Source organism: Geobacillus sp. BK01 (genome assembly GCF_052220245.1).
Classification (GTDB): Bacteria; Bacillota; Bacilli; order Bacillales; family Anoxybacillaceae; genus Geobacillus.
In genome coordinates, this window is the sequence record NZ_JBQPTH010000004.1 from 90282 (window position 1) to 108893 (window position 18612).

Sequence of the window (18612 nt, forward strand, 5' to 3'; positions counted from 1 at the left end):
GTGTGATGGGGATGAAGCGTTGGCTCGCATGTTTGGGGGGATTGTTGCTGCTCACCGGCTGCACGAGTTCACGGCCGATCGATGAAATTCAAATTATTCAACAGATGGGCTATGATTTCGAGGATGAGCATTATACCGGTACCGCCGTCTACCCGACGTTTAAACAAGGACCAATGACAAAGCCGAATCTGTTGACAACGTCATCGCCGACCGTCTACGATCTCATCCCGCGCCTGTCGGCAAAATCCGCATTGCCAATCGAGGAAGGACAGCTGCGGCTCATTTTATTCGGAAAGCGGTTTGCCGAACGGGGGATTGAACAAATTACACACAGCCTTGCGCGCAATAACAAAGTGGGCAGCGATTTGTTTCTCGGTGTAGCGGAGGGAAGTGCGAAGGAGCTGTTAGAAATTACGGCGAAGACGACATTGAGCGATACGTTGTATTTGCCGAACCTCGTTAGGCAAAATGAACAGTCAATGAATTTGCCAAAAACGAACTTGCATTTGTTTTTGTACCGTTATTTCTCCCCGGGGAGCGATCCGTTTTTACCGTATTTTGAAAAAAAAGGGGAGTTCGTCAAGTTAGAAGGGGTGGCGTTGTTTCGCGATGGCCGGTATGTCGGACGCGTGAGTTTGCGTGATTCTTTTTTGATGAAAATCTTGCTGGGCGAAACGAAAAACGGCGTCTATCAGCTAAAGATTGGGGAGCGCGGCAAACAAGGCGAAGATCGGGTCATGTTGCAAAACTTATGGGCCAAACCGACCTATGAATGGAGGCGGGACGGCGGCCGCCATGTGTTGGATGTTTCCGTCCATATTCACGCTTCCGTGAAGGATTACCCGTCATGGCTCGATAAACCGGGAGCCAATTTGTTTGCTGATGTAAAGGAGAAAATGGAAGAGGAATTGGAACGGAATATGCGTCGATTGTTTCACTATTTTCAGGAAAAACGTATTGATCCGCTTGGCATTGGCGACTTTGTCCGGAGTGTCACGAGACAGTGGGACCGTGAATCGTTTTACCATGAATATCCAGATTTAGAGATTCGTCCGCGTGTAACGGTGGATATTATTCATACGGGAATTGGCGAATAAGACGGGATCATGAGGAGGGATAACGGTGAAGCAGGCGATCGATGAACGGTTTCTCATCTCCCCGTTTCTCGTCTTTTTTGTCATCCATGCCACCCAAGTCGGCGTCGGGGCGCTTGGCTTCCAGCGGACGGTGATGAAAGAGGCGGGGCAAGATGCCTGGATGGCTGTATTGTTGGCCGGATTGGCTGCGCACGGGCTTATTTGGTTGATGTACCGTTTGCTTGCCTATGCCCCGTCCGGTGGTGATATTGTGTCGCTTCATAAGCATTATTTCGGGCGCTGGTTCGGCGGGGTGCTAAGCGCCGGGTTGCTCTTTTATTACGCCTTGGCCGCGTTCACGGTGCTTCAATCATATATTGAAATCATTAAAGTATGGGTGTTCCCTCTTATGGGAACATGGCAGTTCAGTTTGCTCTTTTTGGTGTTGACGTATTACGCGGTCTCTGGCGGATTTCGTGTCGTTGCCGGCTTATGCTTCTGGGGGGTTGTCATCCCGCTGTTGACGATTTTTCCTATGTTGTTTTTCCCGCTCGAGTATGCACAGTACCGGAACTTATTTCCGATGTTTGACCATTCGCCCATACAGCTGGCGCAAGCAGCAAACGATATGGCGCTTCAATATTTAGGATTTGAAATGTTGCTTGCGTACTATCCGTTTTTAAAAAACGCCTCGTCATCGCAAAAATGGGCTCACGCTGCCAACGCGCTGACGATGTTGATTTATTTGATCATCATGTTTATCTCCATCATTTTTTACAATAAAGAGCAAATCAAGCATATTACATGGCCGACATTGACGCTCGCCAAAATTCCGGAAGTGCCGTTTATTGAACGGATGGAGTATATTGTCATCTCCATCTATGTGCTTGTCGTATTTCCGATTATTACCGTTTCGGTTTGGGCGGCGACGCGCATTGTGAAACAATTGTTTGCTATTCAACAGCGACGCTCCCTTCCCGTCCTGCTCGCCTGTTTGTTTGTCGGTACGTTGTTTTTCGAAGAAAAAAGCGAAATGGAACGGCTGATGGAATGGACGGCCAACGTCGGTGTTTATCTCGTTGCCGGCTATATCCCGCTTTTGTATGTGCATGTGTGGGCGGCGGAAAAAGTGAAAAAGGCGCTACAACAAAAGCGGTAAGTGTGGTATAGTAAAGAGCGAGAACAGAAGAATCACAATTCCGTACACTTGTGCGGGAGAGGTTTCTAGCAAAACCCTCTATAAAAAACTAGGGACGGCTGTATCCTAGGGGGTATGGCCTTTTTTGTTTTGGAAACCTCTTCTTCTGTCCATTCAGAAGGAGGTTGGTCAAGGTGAAGATGAAGGAAGAAAAAGCGGTCGTCGTCTTCAGCGGCGGCCAAGACAGCACGACGTGTTTGTTTTGGGCAAAACAGCGGTTTGGCGAAGTGGAGGCGGTGACGTTTGATTATGGCCAGCGCCATCGCCGCGAAATTGATGTCGCTCAAGCGATCACTGCCGAGCTTGGCGTCCGCCATACGGTGCTCGATATGTCGCTGCTTGGGCAATTGGCGCCGAACGCCCTAACGCGCCGCGATATCGCCATCGAGCAAAAGGAAGGGGAGTTGCCGACCACGTTTGTCGATGGGCGCAACTTGTTGTTTTTCTCGTTTGCGGCGGTGCTCGCCAAACAACGGGGAGCGCGCCATTTGGTCACCGGAGTGTGCGAGACGGATTTCAGCGGTTACCCCGACTGCCGCGACATCTTTATGAAGTCGCTCAACGTCACACTGAACTTAGCCATGGATTATCAGTTTGTAATCCATACACCGCTCATGTGGCTGACAAAAGCGGAAACGTGGAAGCTTGCTGACGAGCTTGGGGCGCTTGAATTCGTCCGCACAAAGACGCTCACATGCTATAACGGCATCATCGCCGATGGCTGTGGCGAATGCCCGGCGTGCGTGCTGCGCAAGCGCGGGCTGGATGAGTATTTGCGGGAGAAAGCTGAGGTGGAGTCGCGATGATGCATCAGCTCTATCCTCAAGTTTGGCATGATTATCGGTATGAGTTGAACAAAGATATGCATATCGCCGCCGCCCATTTCATTCCGCATGAGGCGGCGGGGCGCTGCATGAATATGCACGGTCATACGTATATCGTCAATGTGACGATTGCCGGCGATGAGCTCGATGAAAGTGGATTTTTAGTCAATTTCCAAACGATCAAACAGCTTGTGCACGGAAAGCTGGATCATACGCTGCTCAATGACCATGCCGATTGCTTTGATGAAAACGACCCGAACCGGTTTCCGACGACGGAAGTGGTGGCGCGCACGATTTATGAAACGATTCAGCGCCATCTTGATACGTTGCCGCACAAGCCGAAATGCTTGCAAGTGTTTGTGCGCGAGACGCCGACGAGCTATGTCGTCTACCGGCCGAAAGCGGGGGGACGGTGATGGCGCGCACGATTCCGGTATTGGAGATTTTTGGGCCGACGATTCAAGGCGAGGGAATGGTGATCGGCCAAAAGACGATGTTCGTCCGCACGGCCGGCTGCGATTACCGTTGCCGTTGGTGCGACTCCGCCTTCACGTGGGACGGATCGGCCAAAGAAGAGATCGAACAGCTGACGGCGGAAGACATTTGGCGGCGGCTTGAGGTCCTTGGCGGCCGCCGCTTCCGCCATGTGACGATTTCAGGGGGCAACCCGCTTCTCATTGCCGCTCTTGGAGAACTTGTCAGCCTTCTTCATGAAAAAGGGGTGCGCGTCGCGGTTGAAACGCAAGGGAGCCGCTGGCAAGACTGGCTGCTCGATGTGGATGACGTCACCATTTCCCCGAAACCGCCAAGCTCGGGGATGGATACGGACTGGGCGGCGCTCGATCAACTCATCGGGCGGCTGCAGGCGGACCGAAGCAGGGCGCGGCGCGTCAGTTTGAAAGTCGTCGTGTTTGATGATGCCGACTTGGCGTACGCGAAAGAGGTGCACCGCCGCTACCCGGGCGTTCCGTTTTATTTGCAGACAGGCAACCAAGATGTGGCCGATGCGGATGTCGATGCGCTTCGCGCGAAGCTTCTTGCCCAGCTCGACTGGCTTGTCGGGCAAGCCGCCGAGTCGGAGGAGCTGGCTGATGTCTACGTCTTGCCGCAGCTGCACACGCTCCTTTGGGGAAACAAACGCGGCGTATAAAGCAGAGGCTCGGCGGCTCATTTTGCATGAATCAAAGGGAGGAATGAAGGAATGGCAGGGAGAAAAGACGAGGAATTGAAAGAGTTGACGCTGCTTGGCCATCAAGGGACAACGTATTCGTTTACGTACGATCCCAACCTTCTTGAAGTGTTTGACAACAAACATCCTGACCGGGATTATTTCGTGAAGTTCAATTGCCCGGAGTTCACATCGCTATGTCCCAAAACCGGTCAGCCGGACTTCGCGACGATTTACATCAGCTACATTCCGGACAAAAAATGCGTCGAAAGCAAATCGTTGAAATTGTATTTGTTCAGCTTCCGCAACCACGGCGATTTTCATGAAGACTGCGTCAACATCATCATGAACGACTTAATCAAAGTCATGGAGCCGCGCTATATCGAAGTATGGGGCAAATTCACCCCGCGCGGCGGCATTTCGATCGACCCGTATTGCAACTGGGGGCGCCCCGGGACAAAATACGAAAACATGGCTGAATACCGGCTGCTCAATCACGACTTGTACCCGGAAAACATCGACAACCGCTGAAGACGGCAAAAAAAGAGGTAGTTTTTTCGCCAAAACTCATATATAATGAACAATGAATTTTTTGCCTTGGAGGTTTTGGCGTTGGAGCGAAGAACAGCTCTTTTGCTTGGAGCGAGCGGTTTGGTCGGCGGCGAGCTGCTCGGGTTGTTGCTTGAGTCGGATTTGTACCGGCAAGTCACCATTTTCGTCCGCACCCCGCTGCCGATCGAGCATGAAAAACTGCAGCAAGTCGTCGCCGATTTTGCGCGGCTTGAGTCGTATGAACGGTATTTTTACGTGGATGACGTCTTTTGCTGCCTCGGAACGACGCGCAAAAAGGCGAAAACAAGGCAGCAGTTCATTCAAGTCGACTATGAATATACGCTGCGCGCTGCGGCGCTGGCGGAAAAATGCCGCGCGAAAAGCTTTCTGACCGTCTCCTCGATCGGCGCCAACCCGTGTTCGCTATTTTTTTACCAGCGCGTCAAAGGGGAAACGGAAGAGGCGCTGCAGCGGCTTTCCATTCCGTCGCTCCATATTTTTCGTCCGTCGCTGCTTATCGGCAAGCGTCGGGAGTTCCGTTTCGGCGAGACGCTCGCCGGATGGCTGTTATGCCGGCTGCCGTTTTTGTTTGTCGGCAAGTGGAAAAAATATAAGCCGGTTGATGCCAGACAGCTGGCTTTGGCCATGTTTTACCGGGCGGCGTCAGCGGCGAACGGTATCCACATATATGAATGCGATGAACTGGCCCGTATTTCATAAACAAAAAAAGAGGCTCCCGGCAGCCTCTTTTTTCTATTCAACAATTTTGTAATTTTTATGATTGACCACCGTTCGCTCTTGCAAGTCGAGCTCACGGTAGTTTTCCATATATGTTAAATCGACGATAACCGAGTTTTCATTCACTTTTTCCACAATGCCGCGCAATCCATTTTTAAATTCAATAATATCCCCGACTTTTGCTTTTTTATTAATCATCATCATTCCCCTTTTTCATCGTCTTTTGTTCTAGTTTGCCTTATTTCCCGTTGTAAGTAAAGGGGTTTCTTTCCTAAAATTTAAAAAACAAGGAGCGAAGTCGCCCCTTGCTTTCGTTTACTTGGCAAACACATGGTTGCCGATGACAACGGTCACCGGACGAGAGCGCAGCCAGTTGCTTTTCGCCGTTTTCGGATTATAGAAATAGAGCGAGCCGTTTCCTAAACCGCGAAAAGCAAGTGCTTCTTCAACGGCGCGATATACCTCACGATCGGCCGGTTCGTTGATCGTTCCGTTTGCCACCGGTGTGAAGGCATAATGGCCGCCAGAGCGCTCATAAATCACTTCGCGAATGGTGTCCGGAAAATCAGGATGATCGACGCGGTTGAGCACGACCGTCGCCACAGCCACTTTCCCGGCATACGGTTCTCCCTTCGCTTCGGCATGAACAAGGCGGGCCAGCAACTCTTTTTCCGCCGCTGTAATGCCGGCATTCGGGATGATGAGTGTTTCCCCAGGATAGAGCAAATCACCTTTGCGATTTTTTTGTTTTAGCTGTTTTAGCGGCACACCGTATTGTTTCGCGATTTTCCAAAGCGTGTCGCCGCGTTTGACCGTATGGACTGTTGCGGCATCAGCGTGGCCGGCAAAGAAAAACATTCCGCACAATATCGCCATCATCCATGCTTTTCTTTTTTTCATTCACATCCCTCCTCTCGTAAACTCGCTACTAGAGTAACAAGGATGAGGTGGTTATTCATTATCTAAATGTTGGAAAAACGCATGAAGCATTGATACAGCTAGTTTTATAGAGAGGATGGAAATTTCTCCGCGAAAAGAAACATCCGACTTTCAGACCGGAAAGTCGGATCGGCAACGATGGAAAACAGAAGCTCAGCTGCGCGGGGTATCCATGTAATGGTAGAGGACGTGACCGCCGCGTTGGGCGATGCCGCGAAACTGTTTAAAGTCGGGCTGTTTGACGAGCACGGCCCGAAACGTGAGGAAGTCCTCTTTTTTTACTAACAGCTCGGCTATGGCACCGTTGCGCAGTTCGGTGATTTGTTTGGTTGCTAATGCTTCGTCCATCCGATTCCCTCCCAGCGTCCATGTGAGGTTGCTGCTGTTATTTATCATAGCGCAACCGGCGTTTAGGATAAATACCTATATTTTGGCCGGGCAAACACCCTTTGCTTGTTCCGACATACAATATGGGTGGGTACGCGCCCCGACAACTATGAGCGAGAAAGGGAGAGGACAATGAATCATTGGGACCCGCATATGAATGATCCGTTTCTGAACGCCTCAAGCCAAGGCGACGAGGCCGGGCGAATGGACAATAATGCACCGCCGATGGCGCCAATGCCGGCAGCAATGCCGACGGGGGTGATGCCGACAGCGTATTACCCGCCGGTGACTCCTTATGGCTACTGGTGTCCGCCAGCCGCGCCGATGGCTCCTTTAGTCAGCCCGGCCCACCTTGACAGTCCAGACGGATTTGACAGTCCGGATGGATTTGACAGCCCGGACAGCTCTGATATGATGCCCCCGGCACCGCCGCTTGGCTTGGGAGCAGTGCCGAATGTGGCTCCAACCTTCGCCTGGCCGATGGGAGGGGAAGAAAATGCACCGCCGCTGCCCGCTGACGGTGCTGTCGCTCCATACGATATGGCAGCTCCTTATGCAGGGGCGGGAGCCGCTGTTGCCGGTATGGCGCCCGGCGTCGTTCCTAGTGCGCTGCCGACGATGGGTGTTACGCCCGGTGTTGCCCCTGGCATCGCCCCCGGCGCTGTTCCGTATCCCCCGATGTACTATCACTATCCGCCGGCTGCGCCGCTGCCATACGCCCCAGCGGCACCGTATGGTTATTCTGCTGCACCACTGCCGTCGTATTATGGCGGGGTGGCTCCATATGTGCCCGGCTTTCCGGCACCGTACGGCCCATATCGGTAAACCGCCAACAAGACCGCTTCCACGCGGTCTTTTTTCATGTTCCATAGGGGGCGAGCCTGGCATAGAGGCTCACCGGCTTGCCAGGCGGCCGCTGCTCGTACGGGCGCCAGCATCAACCGCATTGTTCCAAACGCCCCCTTATTGCGGCATATATATGTTCCGGCTGCTGGCAATGGTATAATAAGGAACGTAGTTTTTCCCTCAAGATAGGGATGAGAAGACGAGGTTGGAGAAAAGAAAGGAGAAGAGGCAAATGGGCATGGAGCGGAAAACAGTGATTGTCACCGGTGGAGCGAACGGCATCGGCAAGGCGGTCTCCGCGATGTTTGCCAAACAAGGCGCGAATGTGGCCATCGTGGATCGGGATGAAAAAAAAGGGGAAGCGTTTGCCGAACAGTTGCGGGCGGACGGACGACATGCCATATTTGTGGCGGCTGATGTCCGGGAAGTGAGCGACATCGAACGGTTTGTGAACGAAACAGTCAGCCGTTTTGGCCGCATCGACTATCTGATTAATAACGCCGGCGTTTCGCGTTGGAAATCGCCGTACGAGCTGACAGTGGACGAGTGGGATGATGTGTTGGCGACAAATTTACGCAGCGCCTTTTTGGCTTCACGGGAGGTGGCGAAACATATGCGTCGCAGCGGTAGAGGTGGGGCGATCGTGAATATCGCCTCGACAAGGGCGCTCATGTCCGAGCCGAATTCAGAGGCGTACGCGGCATCCAAAGGCGGCCTCGTCGCTCTCACCCATGCGCTGGCCGTGTCGCTTTCCGCCGATCGCATTCGCGTCAACTGCATCAGCCCCGGTTGGATTGAAACGGGCGATTACGGAAAATTGCGGGATATCGACCACGAGCAGCATCCGGCCGGCCGCGTCGGCAAACCGGATGATATCGCCCGTGCCTGCCTTTATTTATGCGATGAGGAAAACGATTTTGTGACCGGAGTGAATCTTGTCATTGACGGGGGGATGACGAGGAAAATGATTTATATTGAGTAGGTGGCAAACATTTGGTAAAATAAATGAAATAGAGACGGCTTTGCAGCAAAGGTGGGAGTCAATGATGAAAATCCGTAAAACGCCGCTAGTAGACGGACAAGCTCCAGCCTATGTATATATTTACGAAAACCGAAAAGAGGAATATGTCGTGCTGGCCATTCCGGCGCTCGAGTGGTCATTTTCGTTCTCTTATGAGGAGGAAGCAGAGGCAGTGGCACAGCGGCTCGGGATGTCGCTGCAAAAGCGGATCGGGCATGAACGCGCTGCCGTGCTGGCCGACCGATTGCTCGGGTGGGCGCGTGAAATGTAACCAGGCGGACGGCGCGGCCGCCACTGACTTTGCATGTTAGGGGTTCGATGACAAAGTGTTAAACAAATCAAAAGTCATGGCAAGTTACATTGTATGCAGTGTTTTATGGGTAACTTTGACCGACGCCCTGCTCAATGTGCTGCCGGTCAGCCGCGGCGTGTACGTTGCGCTTAGCGCCGCCAAAGGAACAATCTTTATTTTGCTGTCAGTCGTGTTTTTGTACCAGCTGCTAAAAAAGCGTGAACAGCTTGAGAAAGCGGAAGAAAATGAGCAGCAGCTGTTAACGCTCATTAACTCGATGCCCGACTTTGTTTGTTTTAAAGACAGTGAAGGGCGTTGGCTTCGCGTCAATGATTTTGGCCGGCGGCTCTACCATCTCGAGCATATTGACTATGTCGGAAAAACGGATCGCGAGCTAGGTGAACTCGTGCCGTTTTTTAAAGCAGCGTTTGAGCAGTGCATCGAATCGGACCGCGAAGCGTGGGAAAGTGGGACGTTAACCCGGCGTGAGGAGTCGTTCGAGACGCTCGAGGGGGAATTGAAGACGTTTGACGTCATTAAAGTGCCGCTGTTTGAGGAAAACGGCGCGCGCAAAGGATTGTTGACGATCGGCCGCGACATTACTCAACAAAAGCTTACCGAGGAGCTGCTGCTGAAAAAGGAGAAGCTATCGGTGCTCGGAGAGCTGGCCGCCGGCATTGCCCATGAAATTCGCAATCCGCTCACATCAATGAAAGGCTTTATGCAAATGATGCAAGAAACGCGCGAAGTGAATGAGGATCACGTGCGCATTATGCTGAGTGAGCTTGGCCGCGTCAACCAAATCGTCAGCGAGCTGCTTGTACTTGCCAAGCCGCAAAGCCATGATTACCGGCTGTTTTTGTTGGGTGAGGCCATCTCGTATGTCATTAGTTTGATCGGCCATGAGGCCACATTAAATAACGTTTCCATCTCCGTCCATAACAACGCGCCAAAAGCCTGTGTGTACGGCGATCAAAACCAAATTGTTCAAGTGCTTTTAAACGTGATGAAAAACGCCATTGAAGCAATGCCAGACGGCGGGAGCTTATATGTCCGTGTTTCTGAAGCCGAAGGCCTGATCCGCTTGGATATTGTCGACACGGGTATCGGCATTTCGAAAGAGCGGTTACAAAAGATCGGTGAACCGTTTTTTACCTTGAAGGAAAAAGGGATGGGGCTCGGACTGACAACAAGCATGAAAATTGTTCAGGAACATAAAGGAATCATGCAGATTGAGAGTGAAGTCGGGAAGGGAACGGTCGTCCATTTGACGTTTCCGTCCGGCTATGCGTTTGCCGACGCGAATGACCGGCAGAAGGTGCCATCATGAAAACAGGCGTCCCCGCATGGTGCGGGGATGCCTGTTTTGCTATTGACCCCCTGTGTCGACACGGCCTCGAAAGGCTGACGGATTACATGATGGGCGAGAGCGGTTGCCTTGCCGATTGTAATAGACGGCGTCGGTACATAGTAGTTCGAAATGCGTCCCTCGTTTTTGTTGTTGTATTTTTCCTGCTTGGAAAGTAGCTTCGCCCGGTTTCGGATGGTTGCTCCGCTGTGTGCGGCTGCAGCGGCCAAACGGCGAGGGGGGGGTTGGGTCAGCTCCGCTGTCGTTATGAGCGGTTTTTCTTCGCTTGTTTTGCTGTATCAATGCTATCTTTGGCCATTTCTGCTTCCGCCTTTGAAACGGTCGGATTGGCCACCTCTTGGCTGACTTTGTTTTGTCTTCCCTTTTTTGACATGTTTTCTCCTCCTTTCCTTCTATAACTTATCGCCGGCCGTACACACGCAAAATGTGATTTAACTCCCCGCTATGTTTGGTCGGAATTTGATGGCGGGCCCGGTCGATCAACACGATGTTGGCATGCGGCACATAGTGGCGGAACATAGCGATATAGGCATGGATGTAACGGTCACGCGCTCCGTAAATGAGCAGCAAAGGCAAGCGGAGGGAAGCCAGCTGCTCTGTGCAGCAGTAGACAAGCCCGGCCCGGTAGGTTGTGTCTAAATCTTGTTTGTCAGCCAGCCGGACGTACTGTTTGAACAGCTTCCGTTCGCGTCGGTTCGTTCCATGTCCGATGGCAAGCGCCGAGGAGAGCAAAGAGAAGGCCCCAAGTTTGGAAGCCAAAATGCCAAGCCAAAACTCACCGTACAAAAGCGGGGTGCATACTTCAGGAAACCCGCCGATCAAAACGAGCTGTTCGACGTGCTGCGGGTAGCGAAGCGCAAACTCGAGCGCAATCGACCCGCCGTTCGAATAGCCGCAAATGATGGCGCGCCTGACGCCAAGGGAGCGGAGCAATATGGAAACGTCGTCCGCGAGCAGCGGCACGGTAATCGGTATATCTGACGGACTGCTTCTCCCATTTCCGCGCATATCGTACAAAATAAGACGAAAATGGCGTGCGAGCGGCTCCTGCTGGCGAAAAATGATATGTCCCAGCCCCGGAGGGTGGATGAACAAAAGCGGTGGTCCTTCCCCTTTTTCCTCATAATAAAGACGGACGCGCTCATTAATGGAAACGTATGGCATATAAATCCCCCCTCTCTTGGCTTGGCCTCTATAGTATGGAAAGAAGGACAATATCCCATCCAAAAAAACGCCATCTTTTTTCATTGAGCAGGACGGTGTTTCCGGTTTATAATTAGTCGCGTAATGAATAACGGGCAAGCGTCACGGAAAGGAGGGAGCTTGATGGAACAGTCGTTTCGTGTAGAAAAGGCGCTCAATAACAATGTGTTAATCGCTTCCCATCCAGCGTATGGCGAAGTCGTCCTGCTTGGCAAAGGAATCGGCTTCGGCAAAAAAAAGGGGGACGAAATTGCTGAGAGCGCTGTTGAAAAGTGCTTTGTTCTCAAAAATGAACGTGAACAAGAGCAATACAAAAAACTGCTCCCTGAATTGAGCGAAGAGTTTATCGCCCTTATGAACGAGGTGATTCAACATATTAAGCAGCGCGTCGGCGTGCCATTAAACGAGCACATCCACGTCGCGCTGACCGATCATATCGCGTTTACGCTAAAGCGGCTTGAGCAAGGATTGGACGTCAAAAACCCGTTTTTGGCCGAGACGAAAAGTTTGTACCCGCTTGAGTATAAAATCGCGGCTGAAGTCGCCGGGCTGATTGGCGATAAGCTCGGGGTCGCACTGCCGGAGGGGGAGGCTGGCTTCATCGCCCTTCACATTCATAGCGCCATTTCAAAACAAAGCTTGTCGGAAGCGAATCAATATTCCCAGCTTATCGCGAAGCTCGTCGGGATTGTCGAACGGCAACTTGGCATCGACATCGATCGTGAGAGCATTCACTATTTGCGTTTCGTCCGTCATTTGCGCTATGCGATCGATCGACTGAAGAAAGGCGAAAAAGTCGAAGAACCAAAAAATTTGTCGAAAATCTTGAAAGAGGCTTATCCGCTATGCTATAATCTAGCATGGAAGTTAGTTAAAGTCATGCAGCAAACGCTTCATCTGCCGGCTGACGACGCCGAGGCAGTCTATTTGACGCTGCATTTGCAGCGGTTAGCGGAAAAAAAGAGCGGCACAACTATATAACACTGTCTCGCTTTACGTGTTACTGATTCGATCAGGCATGAGTAAAGAGGGCGAAATAGAGCGGCAACAACCGAGAATTCGCATTCGGGTTGTTGTAAGCGTTCTTTTTGTCTCTCTTTATTCATGCCTTTTTTATTGCTGGCGGTTTGTCTGAAAAATGATCGCCTGCCCATTTTCAGTACATGAATCCGCTGTTTGCTGCAAAACTTAAGAAAAGGAAACTAAAGGAGGTCGTAAAGATGAAACGAGCGTTTGGCACGCTGCAAAAAGTCGGGAAAGCGCTCATGCTTCCGGTAGCTCTCTTGCCGGCGGCGGGGATTTTGTTGGCGCTTGGCAACGCCTTGAAAAACCCGGCGCTCACCGACAAAGTCCCGGCCTTAAAAGCCGACTGGGTCGTGCTCGTCTCAAACGTCATGGAGCAGGCGGGCGGCATTGTTTTCGCCAACTTGTCGCTCTTATTCGCGGTTGGTGTCGCCATCGGCCTGGCGGGCGGGGACGGAGTTGCCGGTTTGGCGGCGATCATCGGCTACTTAATTATGAACGTCACGATGGGTGTCGTTTTAGGCGTGACGGCCGATATGGTCGGCGCGAATCCGTCGTTTGCCAACATTCTTGGCATTCCGACGCTGCAAACCGGCGTTTTTGGCGGGATTATCGTCGGGATTTTGGCAGCGTATATGTATAACAAATACTTCAACATTGAATTGCCGCAATATCTCGGCTTTTTTGCCGGCAAGCGGTTCGTGCCAATCATCACGGCTGTATCTGCGGTCGCGCTAGGCATTATTATGACGTTTATTTGGCCGCCGATCCAACAAGGGCTCAATGCGTTCTCGCACAATATGATTGATGCGAACAGAACGGTTGCGGCGTTCATTTTTGGTGTTATCGAGCGGGCGTTGATCCCGTTTGGCCTCCATCATATTTTTTATTCACCGTTTTGGTATGAGTTTGGTGAATACGTCAATAAGGCCGGACAAATTGTGCGCGGCGACCAAAAAATCTTTTTTGAGCAGCTGAAAGACGGCGTCGAGCTGACGGCCGGCACGTTTATGACCGGAAAGTTTCCGTTTATGATGTTCGGCCTTCCGGCGGCAGCGCTCGCGATTTACCATGAGGCGCGCCCGGAAAACAAAAAAGTGGTCGCCGGCATTATGGGCTCAGCAGCGTTGACGTCGTTTTTAACGGGGATTACGGAGCCGATCGAGTTTTCGTTTTTGTTCGTCGCGCCGGCGTTGTTTGCCATTCACTGCGTCTTTGCCGGGCTGTCGTTTATGATGATGCATTTGTTAAACGTCAAAATCGGGATGACGTTCTCCGGTGGGGTCATTGACTTTTTGCTGTTTGGCGTGTTGCCGAACCGGACGGCGTGGTGGCTCGTCATTCCAGTCGGCTTAGCATTTGCTGTCATTTATTACTTTGGGTTCCGTTTTGCGATTCGCAAGTGGGATTTGGCGACTCCGGGCCGCGAAAAAACGGTCGATGAAACGCCAAAAGTGGAGGCGGCCGCCGGCGATTTACCGTATGAAGTGCTCGCCGCTCTCGGCGGAAAGGAAAATATCGAACATTTGGATGCGTGCATTACGCGCTTGCGCGTGTCAGTCCGCGACATTGGTGAAGTCGACAAAGGCCGGCTGAAGGAGCTCGGCGCCGCCGGTGTGCTCGAAGTGGGCAACAACGTGCAAGCGATCTTCGGCCCGAAATCGGACATTCTTAAAGGGCAAATTCATGAGATTATGCAAGGAAAAGCGCCGGCAAAAGTGAAAGAAGAGTCGAGGGAAGCAGCGCCGGCTGCAGCCGGGGTGGAAACGGTCGCTTCTCCGCTTGCCGGAGAAATCGTTCCGCTTTCCGATGTGCCGGACCAAGTATTTTCGCAAAAAATGATGGGCGACGGCTTCGCTGTTATGCCGACGGAGGGTACAGTCGTCTCTCCTGTCGACGGAAATATCATCAACGTGTTCCCGACAAAGCATGCCATTGGCATTCAGTCGGCTGGCGGGCGCGAAATTTTGATCCACGTCGGCATTGATACGGTGAAGCTGAACGGTGAAGGGTTTGAAGCACTCGTAAAAGAGGGCGATGAGGTGAAAAAGGGACAGCCGATTTTGCGTGTTGATCTCGATTATGTAAAAAACAACGCACCATCCATTGTGACGCCGGTCATTTTCACGAACTTGCAAGCCGGCGAGACGGTGCGTGTGAAAAAGCAAGGCGCGGTCGCCCAAGGTGAAAACGGCGTCGTCGAAATCGGCTGACCGCCGCCGGCATTTGCGGGGGACAAGCGCTTTCCGTTGCCTCCCCCCGGCGCATTTGATATGATAGCAAGGAAAAATTAACGAAAAGGGGATTGATGAACGATGGCAGAAAAAACGTTTACAGTGACTTCAGACTCCGGCATTCATGCCCGCCCGGCGACGATTTTGGTGCAAACGGCGAGCAAGTTTAACAGCGAAATTCAGCTCGAGTACAACGGCAAAACGGTGAATTTAAAGTCGATCATGGGCGTCATGTCGTTAGGCATTCCGAAGGGGGCCACGATTAAAATTACGGCAGAAGGGGCCGATGCAGCAGAGGCGATGGCAGCGTTGACGGACACGTTGGCGAAAGAAGGCCTTGCCGAGTAATGGAAAAAACTATCCGTGGGATTGCTGCATCGAGCGGTATTGCCATTGCCAAGGCATACCGCTTAGAAACCCCTCATTTGGCGGCTGAAAAACGAGCTGTCGCCGATGCCGAGGCGGAAGTGGCGCGGCTTGAAGCAGCGGTCGCCAAGGCGAAGGAAGAGCTTGAAGCGATTAAACAACACGCCCTTGAAAAGCTCGGTGAAGACAAAGCCGCCATTTTTGCCGCCCATTTGTTGGTGCTTGACGATCCGGAGCTGCTCAATCCGATTAAAGAAAAAATTAAAACCGAACAAGTGAACGCCGAGTATGCGCTTGATGAAACGGCATCGTTCTTTATTTCCATGTTTGAAGGCATGGACAATGAATATATGAAAGAGCGGGCCGCTGACATCCGCGATGTCACGAAGCGCGTCCTCGCTCATTTGCTCGGCGTTGCCACCTCCAACCCGAGCTTGATTTCTGAAGAAGTCGTCATCATTGCCGAGGATTTGACACCATCCGATACGGCGCAACTAAACCGCCAATATGTCAAAGGATTTGCGACTGACATCGGTGGGCGGACATCGCACTCAGCGATTATGGCCCGCTCGCTCGAAATCCCGGCCGTCGTCGGCACGAAGGTGGTGACGGCGGAAGTAAAAAATGGCGACATCGTCATCATCGACGGGCTTGACGGACAAGTGGTTGTCAATCCGTCACCAGAGCTGCTCGCCCGTTATGAGGAAAAACGGGCCGGCTATGAAGCGCAAAAAGCGGAATGGGCGAAACTCGTCCACGAGGCGACCGTAACAGCTGACGGTGTCCATGTCGAGCTGGCGGCCAACATCGGCACGCCGGACGATGTAAAAGGTGTGCTCGCGAACGGTGCAGAAGGCATCGGCTTGTACCGGACGGAGTTTTTATATATGGGACGTTCAGATTTGCCGACCGAAGAAGAGCAGTTTGCCGCCTACCAAACGGTGCTTGAGCAAATGAAGGGCAAGCCGGTCGTTGTGCGCACGCTTGACATCGGCGGCGACAAAGAGCTGCCGTATTTGCAGCTGCCAAAAGAACTAAACCCGTTTTTAGGGTTCCGGGCCATCCGCCTTTGCCTTGAGATGCAAGATATGTTCCGGACGCAGCTGCGCGCCTTGCTGCGGGCGAGCGTGTACGGCAACTTGAAAATCATGTTTCCGATGATCGCAACGCTCGATGAATTCCGCCAGGCGAAAGCGATTTTGCTTGAAGAGAAAGAGGCGCTTCTCCGCCAAGGGGTTCCGGTCGCAGACGAAATTGAAGTCGGCATGATGGTCGAGATTCCGGCGGCTGCCGTCATGGCGGATCAGTTTGCGAAAGAAGTCGATTTCTTCAGCATCGGAACGAACGACTTGATCCAATATACGATGGCAGCCGACCGGATGAACGAACGTGTTTCATATTTGTACCAGCCTTACAATCCGGCGATTTTACGGCTCATCAGCCACGTGATCGATGCCGCTCATCGCGAAGGGAAATGGGTCGGCATGTGCGGTGAAATGGCCGGCGATCCGATTGCGATTCCGGTTTTGCTCGGCTTGGGGCTCGATGAGTTCAGCATGAGCGCCACCTCGATTTTGCCGGCGCGCGCCCAGTTGAAACAGCTGTCGAAAGAAAAGGCGGCCGGTATCAAAGAGACGGTGCTGTCGCTCGGAACGGCCGAGGACGTTGTGGCCTTTGTCAAACAAACATTTTCTCTTGCCTGAATGAACGCGTGGCGACGTGTGTGTTCGCCGCGCTTTTTCTGTTTCACCTTAGGCGAACAGCGGCGCGGATGAACTGTAGCCATAGCGCTGCCTGACGGTGAGGGTGAGGCCGATGGCGATGACTTTCGCCATTTGATAAACAATGTGCAAATTCGTATACGAAAGTGCGCTCACATCCGTACTGTCTTCCATCATAACTCCCATGATGCTCATGTCGCCGATGCGCGGCAGCGATTTGCCGAGCGCAGTGCCAGGGGAAAGGGCGCCAGGGCGGATGGCGATCGTATGGACAAACGGCCGCGGCCCGACAATGCTGTCGATCGCCACTACATACGCTTTGTGCTCGTTTTGCAATTGCTCGGAAACGCGGCGGATGTTTGTCGCATCAACGGGCTGCCTGAGCGTGCCGATTACGGTCAAATGATCCGGATAGGCATTTTCAAGCAGCGTGCCGACGAACGGCCCTAAGCTGTCGCCGTTGATGCGATTGCTGCCGATGCAAACGACGGTCAAACGGGGGACATGTGCCGGCAGCAAAGAAAACAGTTCATTGCGAATAAGCAAAGGAGCGAGCGGATCGCTGTAGGAAATCGGTCTCATCGATGGCGATTCCTTTCCGTCTATATTCTCCTTTTCTTATTTCGCGGCTGCTGCCGGCGATTCCTTTCTTTTTATTGTTGTTACTTTTTTCCTTTCACTTGCTTAAACGGATTGCGCCATTCCATTAACACGGCGTGGTTGAGTGATTCTTCATCCTCTAAATAATTGCGGACAATCGCAAGCGGTGTGCGTCCGCAGCGAAGCAAAAACGTAATGACCGGATCTTTCAGTTCGCCGGCGACGACTTTATTGATGTACGCTTCCGGCGTCAGTTCGCCCGCATAACGGTGGTAGCCGGGCATGCGCCCGCCGCCGAGCAGCCGGTCGAGCCCGCGGTGGACGACGACTTCGTACATCGATTGCATGAGCCATTTGCCGAGGCCGAGCTTCCGATACGGCGGGGAAACGCAAATGTCGACGACATACAGCGTATTGCCGTCCGGGCGATGGTTGCGAATGTAGCCGCTGTCCGTGATTTCTTCCCACGTATGATCGACATGAGCCGGATCAAAATCGACGATGAGGCCGGTCATGGACCCAACGATGCGTCCGTCAACTTCAACACAAAGCGCTCCTTCCGGAAACAAGGTGATATGGTTGTTCAGCTGCTCTTCATTCCACCACAGCTCGGACGGGAACGGGGGCGGAAAGCTTTCTTGCTGCACGCGGATAAGGGCGGAAAAGTCATCTTTCGTATAGTTGCGGATGACCGCCTTGCACGGAATGTCACCGTCGAAAACGTACAACTGTTTCTCATACATCGCCAATCGATCCCCCTTAGTTTTTACTCCCATCATAACCGAAAAGGGGAAAACGCGGCAAGAAAAGAGAACGGCCGCTGTTTAGCGGCCGTAGACGTGCTGTTTGACGTATTCGCTGACCAAGGACTCGATTTGCTGCTCGTCCGGTTTTTCACCGGAAAACGAAAATTCGATTTCTTCAATAAATTCACCGTTGCGGTAAACGTGCAGCGCCCCCTTTTGCAGCAAGACGCTGTACTCGATCTCAAACATATAGCCTTCGTGTTCGATCGCGCCCATTGTGATTCACCTGCCTATGTTTAATGTCCCACA

General features: G+C 52.4%; 23 protein-coding genes. 15 read left to right on the forward strand and 8 right to left on the reverse strand.

Annotation, left to right across the window (positions count from 1 at the left end; genetic code table 11):
• Window positions 1-11: 11 nt before the first annotated feature.
• From ACTVDO_RS06240 to ACTVDO_RS06270, 7 genes are all read left to right on the forward strand, one after another.
• Entirely contained in the window at window positions 12-1097 is a 1086-nt protein-coding gene (locus ACTVDO_RS06240) for a Ger(x)C family spore germination protein (RefSeq protein ID WP_442901219.1), read from the forward strand.
• A gap of 25 nt (window positions 1098-1122) precedes the next feature.
• Window positions 1123-2235, forward strand: coding sequence for a GerAB/ArcD/ProY family transporter (locus ACTVDO_RS06245; protein ID WP_442901220.1), 1113 nt, complete (start codon window positions 1123-1125; stop codon window positions 2233-2235).
• A 179-nt stretch (window positions 2236-2414) separates the two neighbouring features.
• Window positions 2415-3080 (forward strand): 7-cyano-7-deazaguanine synthase QueC, encoded by a 666-nt coding sequence (queC, locus tag ACTVDO_RS06250; protein WP_041267863.1) that lies wholly within the window; start codon window positions 2415-2417, stop codon window positions 3078-3080.
• Complete coding sequence (queD, locus tag ACTVDO_RS06255) at window positions 3077-3514, forward strand: 6-carboxytetrahydropterin synthase QueD (RefSeq protein WP_020959125.1); 438 nt, start codon at window positions 3077-3079, stop codon at window positions 3512-3514. The genes queC and queD overlap by 4 nt, the downstream gene beginning before the upstream one ends.
• Complete coding sequence (queE, locus tag ACTVDO_RS06260) at window positions 3514-4248, forward strand: 7-carboxy-7-deazaguanine synthase QueE (protein ID WP_020959126.1); 735 nt, start codon at window positions 3514-3516, stop codon at window positions 4246-4248. Before queD ends, queE begins: the two co-directional genes overlap by 1 nt.
• Before the next feature lie 51 nt (window positions 4249-4299).
• The gene (gene queF, locus ACTVDO_RS06265) at window positions 4300-4797 is read left to right on the forward strand and encodes a preQ(1) synthase (RefSeq protein WP_020959127.1); all 498 of its coding nucleotides are present in this window, start codon (window positions 4300-4302) and stop codon (window positions 4795-4797) included.
• Between the two features lie 45 nt (window positions 4798-4842).
• On the forward strand, window positions 4843-5538 hold the full coding sequence (locus ACTVDO_RS06270; RefSeq protein ID WP_020959128.1) for an NAD(P)H-binding protein: 696 nt from the start codon (window positions 4843-4845) through the stop codon (window positions 5536-5538).
• Between the two features lie 33 nt (window positions 5539-5571).
• Here ACTVDO_RS06270 and ACTVDO_RS06275 read toward each other — a convergent pair whose 3' ends face one another.
• The 3 genes from ACTVDO_RS06275 to ACTVDO_RS06285 all read right to left on the reverse strand — a co-directional run bounded on the left by ACTVDO_RS06275 (window position 5572) and on the right by ACTVDO_RS06285 (window position 6843).
• The gene (locus ACTVDO_RS06275; protein WP_020959129.1) at window positions 5572-5754 is read right to left on the reverse strand and encodes a YkvS family protein; all 183 of its coding nucleotides are present in this window, start codon (window positions 5752-5754) and stop codon (window positions 5572-5574) included.
• 117 nt (window positions 5755-5871) lie between these two features.
• Window positions 5872-6456, reverse strand: coding sequence for a cell wall hydrolase (locus ACTVDO_RS06280; RefSeq protein ID WP_442901221.1), 585 nt, complete (start codon window positions 6454-6456; stop codon window positions 5872-5874).
• Between the two features lie 192 nt (window positions 6457-6648).
• Window positions 6649-6843: a hypothetical protein gene (locus ACTVDO_RS06285; protein WP_020959131.1), complete on the reverse strand. Its 195-nt coding sequence runs from the start codon at window positions 6841-6843 to the stop codon at window positions 6649-6651.
• Between the two features lie 171 nt (window positions 6844-7014).
• Here ACTVDO_RS06285 and ACTVDO_RS06290 point away from each other — a divergent pair, with 171 nt between their 5' ends.
• The 4 genes from ACTVDO_RS06290 to ACTVDO_RS06305 all read left to right on the forward strand — a co-directional run bounded on the left by ACTVDO_RS06290 (window position 7015) and on the right by ACTVDO_RS06305 (window position 10371).
• Window positions 7015-7707: a hypothetical protein gene (locus ACTVDO_RS06290; protein ID WP_442901222.1), complete on the forward strand. Its 693-nt coding sequence runs from the start codon at window positions 7015-7017 to the stop codon at window positions 7705-7707.
• A gap of 253 nt (window positions 7708-7960) precedes the next feature.
• Entirely contained in the window at window positions 7961-8710 is a 750-nt protein-coding gene (locus ACTVDO_RS06295) for an SDR family NAD(P)-dependent oxidoreductase (protein ID WP_020959133.1), read from the forward strand.
• 64 nt (window positions 8711-8774) lie between these two features.
• On the forward strand, window positions 8775-9020 hold the full coding sequence (locus ACTVDO_RS06300) for a YueH family protein (RefSeq protein WP_442901263.1): 246 nt from the start codon (window positions 8775-8777) through the stop codon (window positions 9018-9020).
• 55 nt (window positions 9021-9075) lie between these two features.
• Window positions 9076-10371: an ATP-binding protein gene (locus ACTVDO_RS06305; protein WP_442901223.1), complete on the forward strand. Its 1296-nt coding sequence runs from the start codon at window positions 9076-9078 to the stop codon at window positions 10369-10371.
• A gap of 283 nt (window positions 10372-10654) precedes the next feature.
• Here ACTVDO_RS06305 and ACTVDO_RS06310 read toward each other — a convergent pair whose 3' ends face one another.
• Window positions 10655-10783 carry a hypothetical protein gene (locus ACTVDO_RS06310; RefSeq protein ID WP_008878800.1) on the reverse strand — a complete coding sequence of 43 codons (129 nt, stop codon included), beginning with the start codon at window positions 10781-10783 and terminating at the stop codon, window positions 10655-10657.
• A gap of 26 nt (window positions 10784-10809) precedes the next feature.
• On the reverse strand, window positions 10810-11574 hold the full coding sequence (locus ACTVDO_RS06315; protein WP_020959137.1) for an alpha/beta fold hydrolase: 765 nt from the start codon (window positions 11572-11574) through the stop codon (window positions 10810-10812).
• A 162-nt stretch (window positions 11575-11736) separates the two neighbouring features.
• Here ACTVDO_RS06315 and glcT point away from each other — a divergent pair, with 162 nt between their 5' ends.
• The 4 genes from glcT to ptsP all read left to right on the forward strand — a co-directional run bounded on the left by glcT (window position 11737) and on the right by ptsP (window position 16939).
• A complete protein-coding gene (gene glcT / locus ACTVDO_RS06320; RefSeq protein WP_020959138.1) occupies window positions 11737-12594 on the forward strand; it encodes a glucose PTS transporter transcription antiterminator GlcT in 858 nt (285 codons plus the stop codon).
• A 239-nt stretch (window positions 12595-12833) separates the two neighbouring features.
• The gene (gene ptsG, locus ACTVDO_RS06325; protein ID WP_442901224.1) at window positions 12834-14849 is read left to right on the forward strand and encodes a glucose-specific PTS transporter subunit IIBC; all 2016 of its coding nucleotides are present in this window, start codon (window positions 12834-12836) and stop codon (window positions 14847-14849) included.
• A gap of 102 nt (window positions 14850-14951) precedes the next feature.
• On the forward strand, window positions 14952-15218 hold the full coding sequence (locus tag ACTVDO_RS06330) for a phosphocarrier protein HPr (RefSeq protein ID WP_442901225.1): 267 nt from the start codon (window positions 14952-14954) through the stop codon (window positions 15216-15218).
• Window positions 15218-16939, forward strand: coding sequence for a phosphoenolpyruvate--protein phosphotransferase (ptsP, locus tag ACTVDO_RS06335; protein ID WP_442901226.1), 1722 nt, complete (start codon window positions 15218-15220; stop codon window positions 16937-16939). Before ACTVDO_RS06330 ends, ptsP begins: the two co-directional genes overlap by 1 nt.
• A 48-nt stretch (window positions 16940-16987) precedes the next feature.
• On the opposite strand, the gene yyaC is transcribed toward ptsP, so the two are convergent.
• The 3 genes from yyaC to ACTVDO_RS06350 all read right to left on the reverse strand — a co-directional run bounded on the left by yyaC (window position 16988) and on the right by ACTVDO_RS06350 (window position 18579).
• The gene (gene yyaC, locus ACTVDO_RS06340) at window positions 16988-17539 is read right to left on the reverse strand and encodes a spore protease YyaC (protein WP_442901227.1); all 552 of its coding nucleotides are present in this window, start codon (window positions 17537-17539) and stop codon (window positions 16988-16990) included.
• 80 nt (window positions 17540-17619) lie between these two features.
• On the reverse strand, window positions 17620-18300 hold the full coding sequence (locus ACTVDO_RS06345; RefSeq protein ID WP_023817539.1) for a GNAT family N-acetyltransferase: 681 nt from the start codon (window positions 18298-18300) through the stop codon (window positions 17620-17622).
• 81 nt (window positions 18301-18381) lie between these two features.
• Entirely contained in the window at window positions 18382-18579 is a 198-nt protein-coding gene (locus ACTVDO_RS06350; RefSeq protein WP_020959144.1) for a YbxH family protein, read from the reverse strand.
• Between the last annotated feature and the right edge of the window lie 33 nt (window positions 18580-18612).

Bases quoted from the DNA above. Each gene is read 5' to 3' on its own strand.
- ACTVDO_RS06240 (WP_442901219.1), top strand. From the start codon at position 12: ATGAAGCGTTGGCTCGCATGTTTGGGGGGATTGTTGCTGCTCACCGGC.
- queC (WP_041267863.1), top strand. From the start codon at position 2,415: ATGAAGGAAGAAAAAGCGGTCGTCGTCTTCAGCGGCGGCCAAGACAGC.
- queD (WP_020959125.1), top strand. From the start codon at position 3,077: ATGATGCATCAGCTCTATCCTCAAGTTTGGCATGATTATCGGTATGAG.
- queE (WP_020959126.1), top strand. From the start codon at position 3,514: ATGGCGCGCACGATTCCGGTATTGGAGATTTTTGGGCCGACGATTCAA.
- queF (WP_020959127.1), top strand. From the start codon at position 4,300: ATGGCAGGGAGAAAAGACGAGGAATTGAAAGAGTTGACGCTGCTTGGC.
- ACTVDO_RS06270 (WP_020959128.1), top strand. From the start codon at position 4,843: ATGAACAATGAATTTTTTGCCTTGGAGGTTTTGGCGTTGGAGCGAAGA.
- ACTVDO_RS06275 (WP_020959129.1), bottom strand. From the start codon at position 5,754: ATGATTAATAAAAAAGCAAAAGTCGGGGATATTATTGAATTTAAAAAT.
- ACTVDO_RS06280 (WP_442901221.1), bottom strand. From the start codon at position 6,456: ATGAAAAAAAGAAAAGCATGGATGATGGCGATATTGTGCGGAATGTTT.
- ACTVDO_RS06285 (WP_020959131.1), bottom strand. From the start codon at position 6,843: ATGGACGAAGCATTAGCAACCAAACAAATCACCGAACTGCGCAACGGT.
- ACTVDO_RS06290 (WP_442901222.1), top strand. From the start codon at position 7,015: ATGAATCATTGGGACCCGCATATGAATGATCCGTTTCTGAACGCCTCA.
- ACTVDO_RS06295 (WP_020959133.1), top strand. From the start codon at position 7,961: ATGGGCATGGAGCGGAAAACAGTGATTGTCACCGGTGGAGCGAACGGC.
- ACTVDO_RS06300 (WP_442901263.1), top strand. From the start codon at position 8,775: ATGAAAATCCGTAAAACGCCGCTAGTAGACGGACAAGCTCCAGCCTAT.
- ACTVDO_RS06310 (WP_008878800.1), bottom strand. From the start codon at position 10,783: ATGTCAAAAAAGGGAAGACAAAACAAAGTCAGCCAAGAGGTGGCCAAT.
- ACTVDO_RS06315 (WP_020959137.1), bottom strand. From the start codon at position 11,574: ATGCCATACGTTTCCATTAATGAGCGCGTCCGTCTTTATTATGAGGAA.
- glcT (WP_020959138.1), top strand. From the start codon at position 11,737: ATGGAACAGTCGTTTCGTGTAGAAAAGGCGCTCAATAACAATGTGTTA.
- ptsG (WP_442901224.1), top strand. From the start codon at position 12,834: ATGAAACGAGCGTTTGGCACGCTGCAAAAAGTCGGGAAAGCGCTCATG.
- ACTVDO_RS06330 (WP_442901225.1), top strand. From the start codon at position 14,952: ATGGCAGAAAAAACGTTTACAGTGACTTCAGACTCCGGCATTCATGCC.
- ptsP (WP_442901226.1), top strand. From the start codon at position 15,218: ATGGAAAAAACTATCCGTGGGATTGCTGCATCGAGCGGTATTGCCATT.
- yyaC (WP_442901227.1), bottom strand. From the start codon at position 17,539: ATGAGACCGATTTCCTACAGCGATCCGCTCGCTCCTTTGCTTATTCGC.
- ACTVDO_RS06345 (WP_023817539.1), bottom strand. From the start codon at position 18,300: ATGTATGAGAAACAGTTGTACGTTTTCGACGGTGACATTCCGTGCAAG.
- ACTVDO_RS06350 (WP_020959144.1), bottom strand. From the start codon at position 18,579: ATGGGCGCGATCGAACACGAAGGCTATATGTTTGAGATCGAGTACAGC.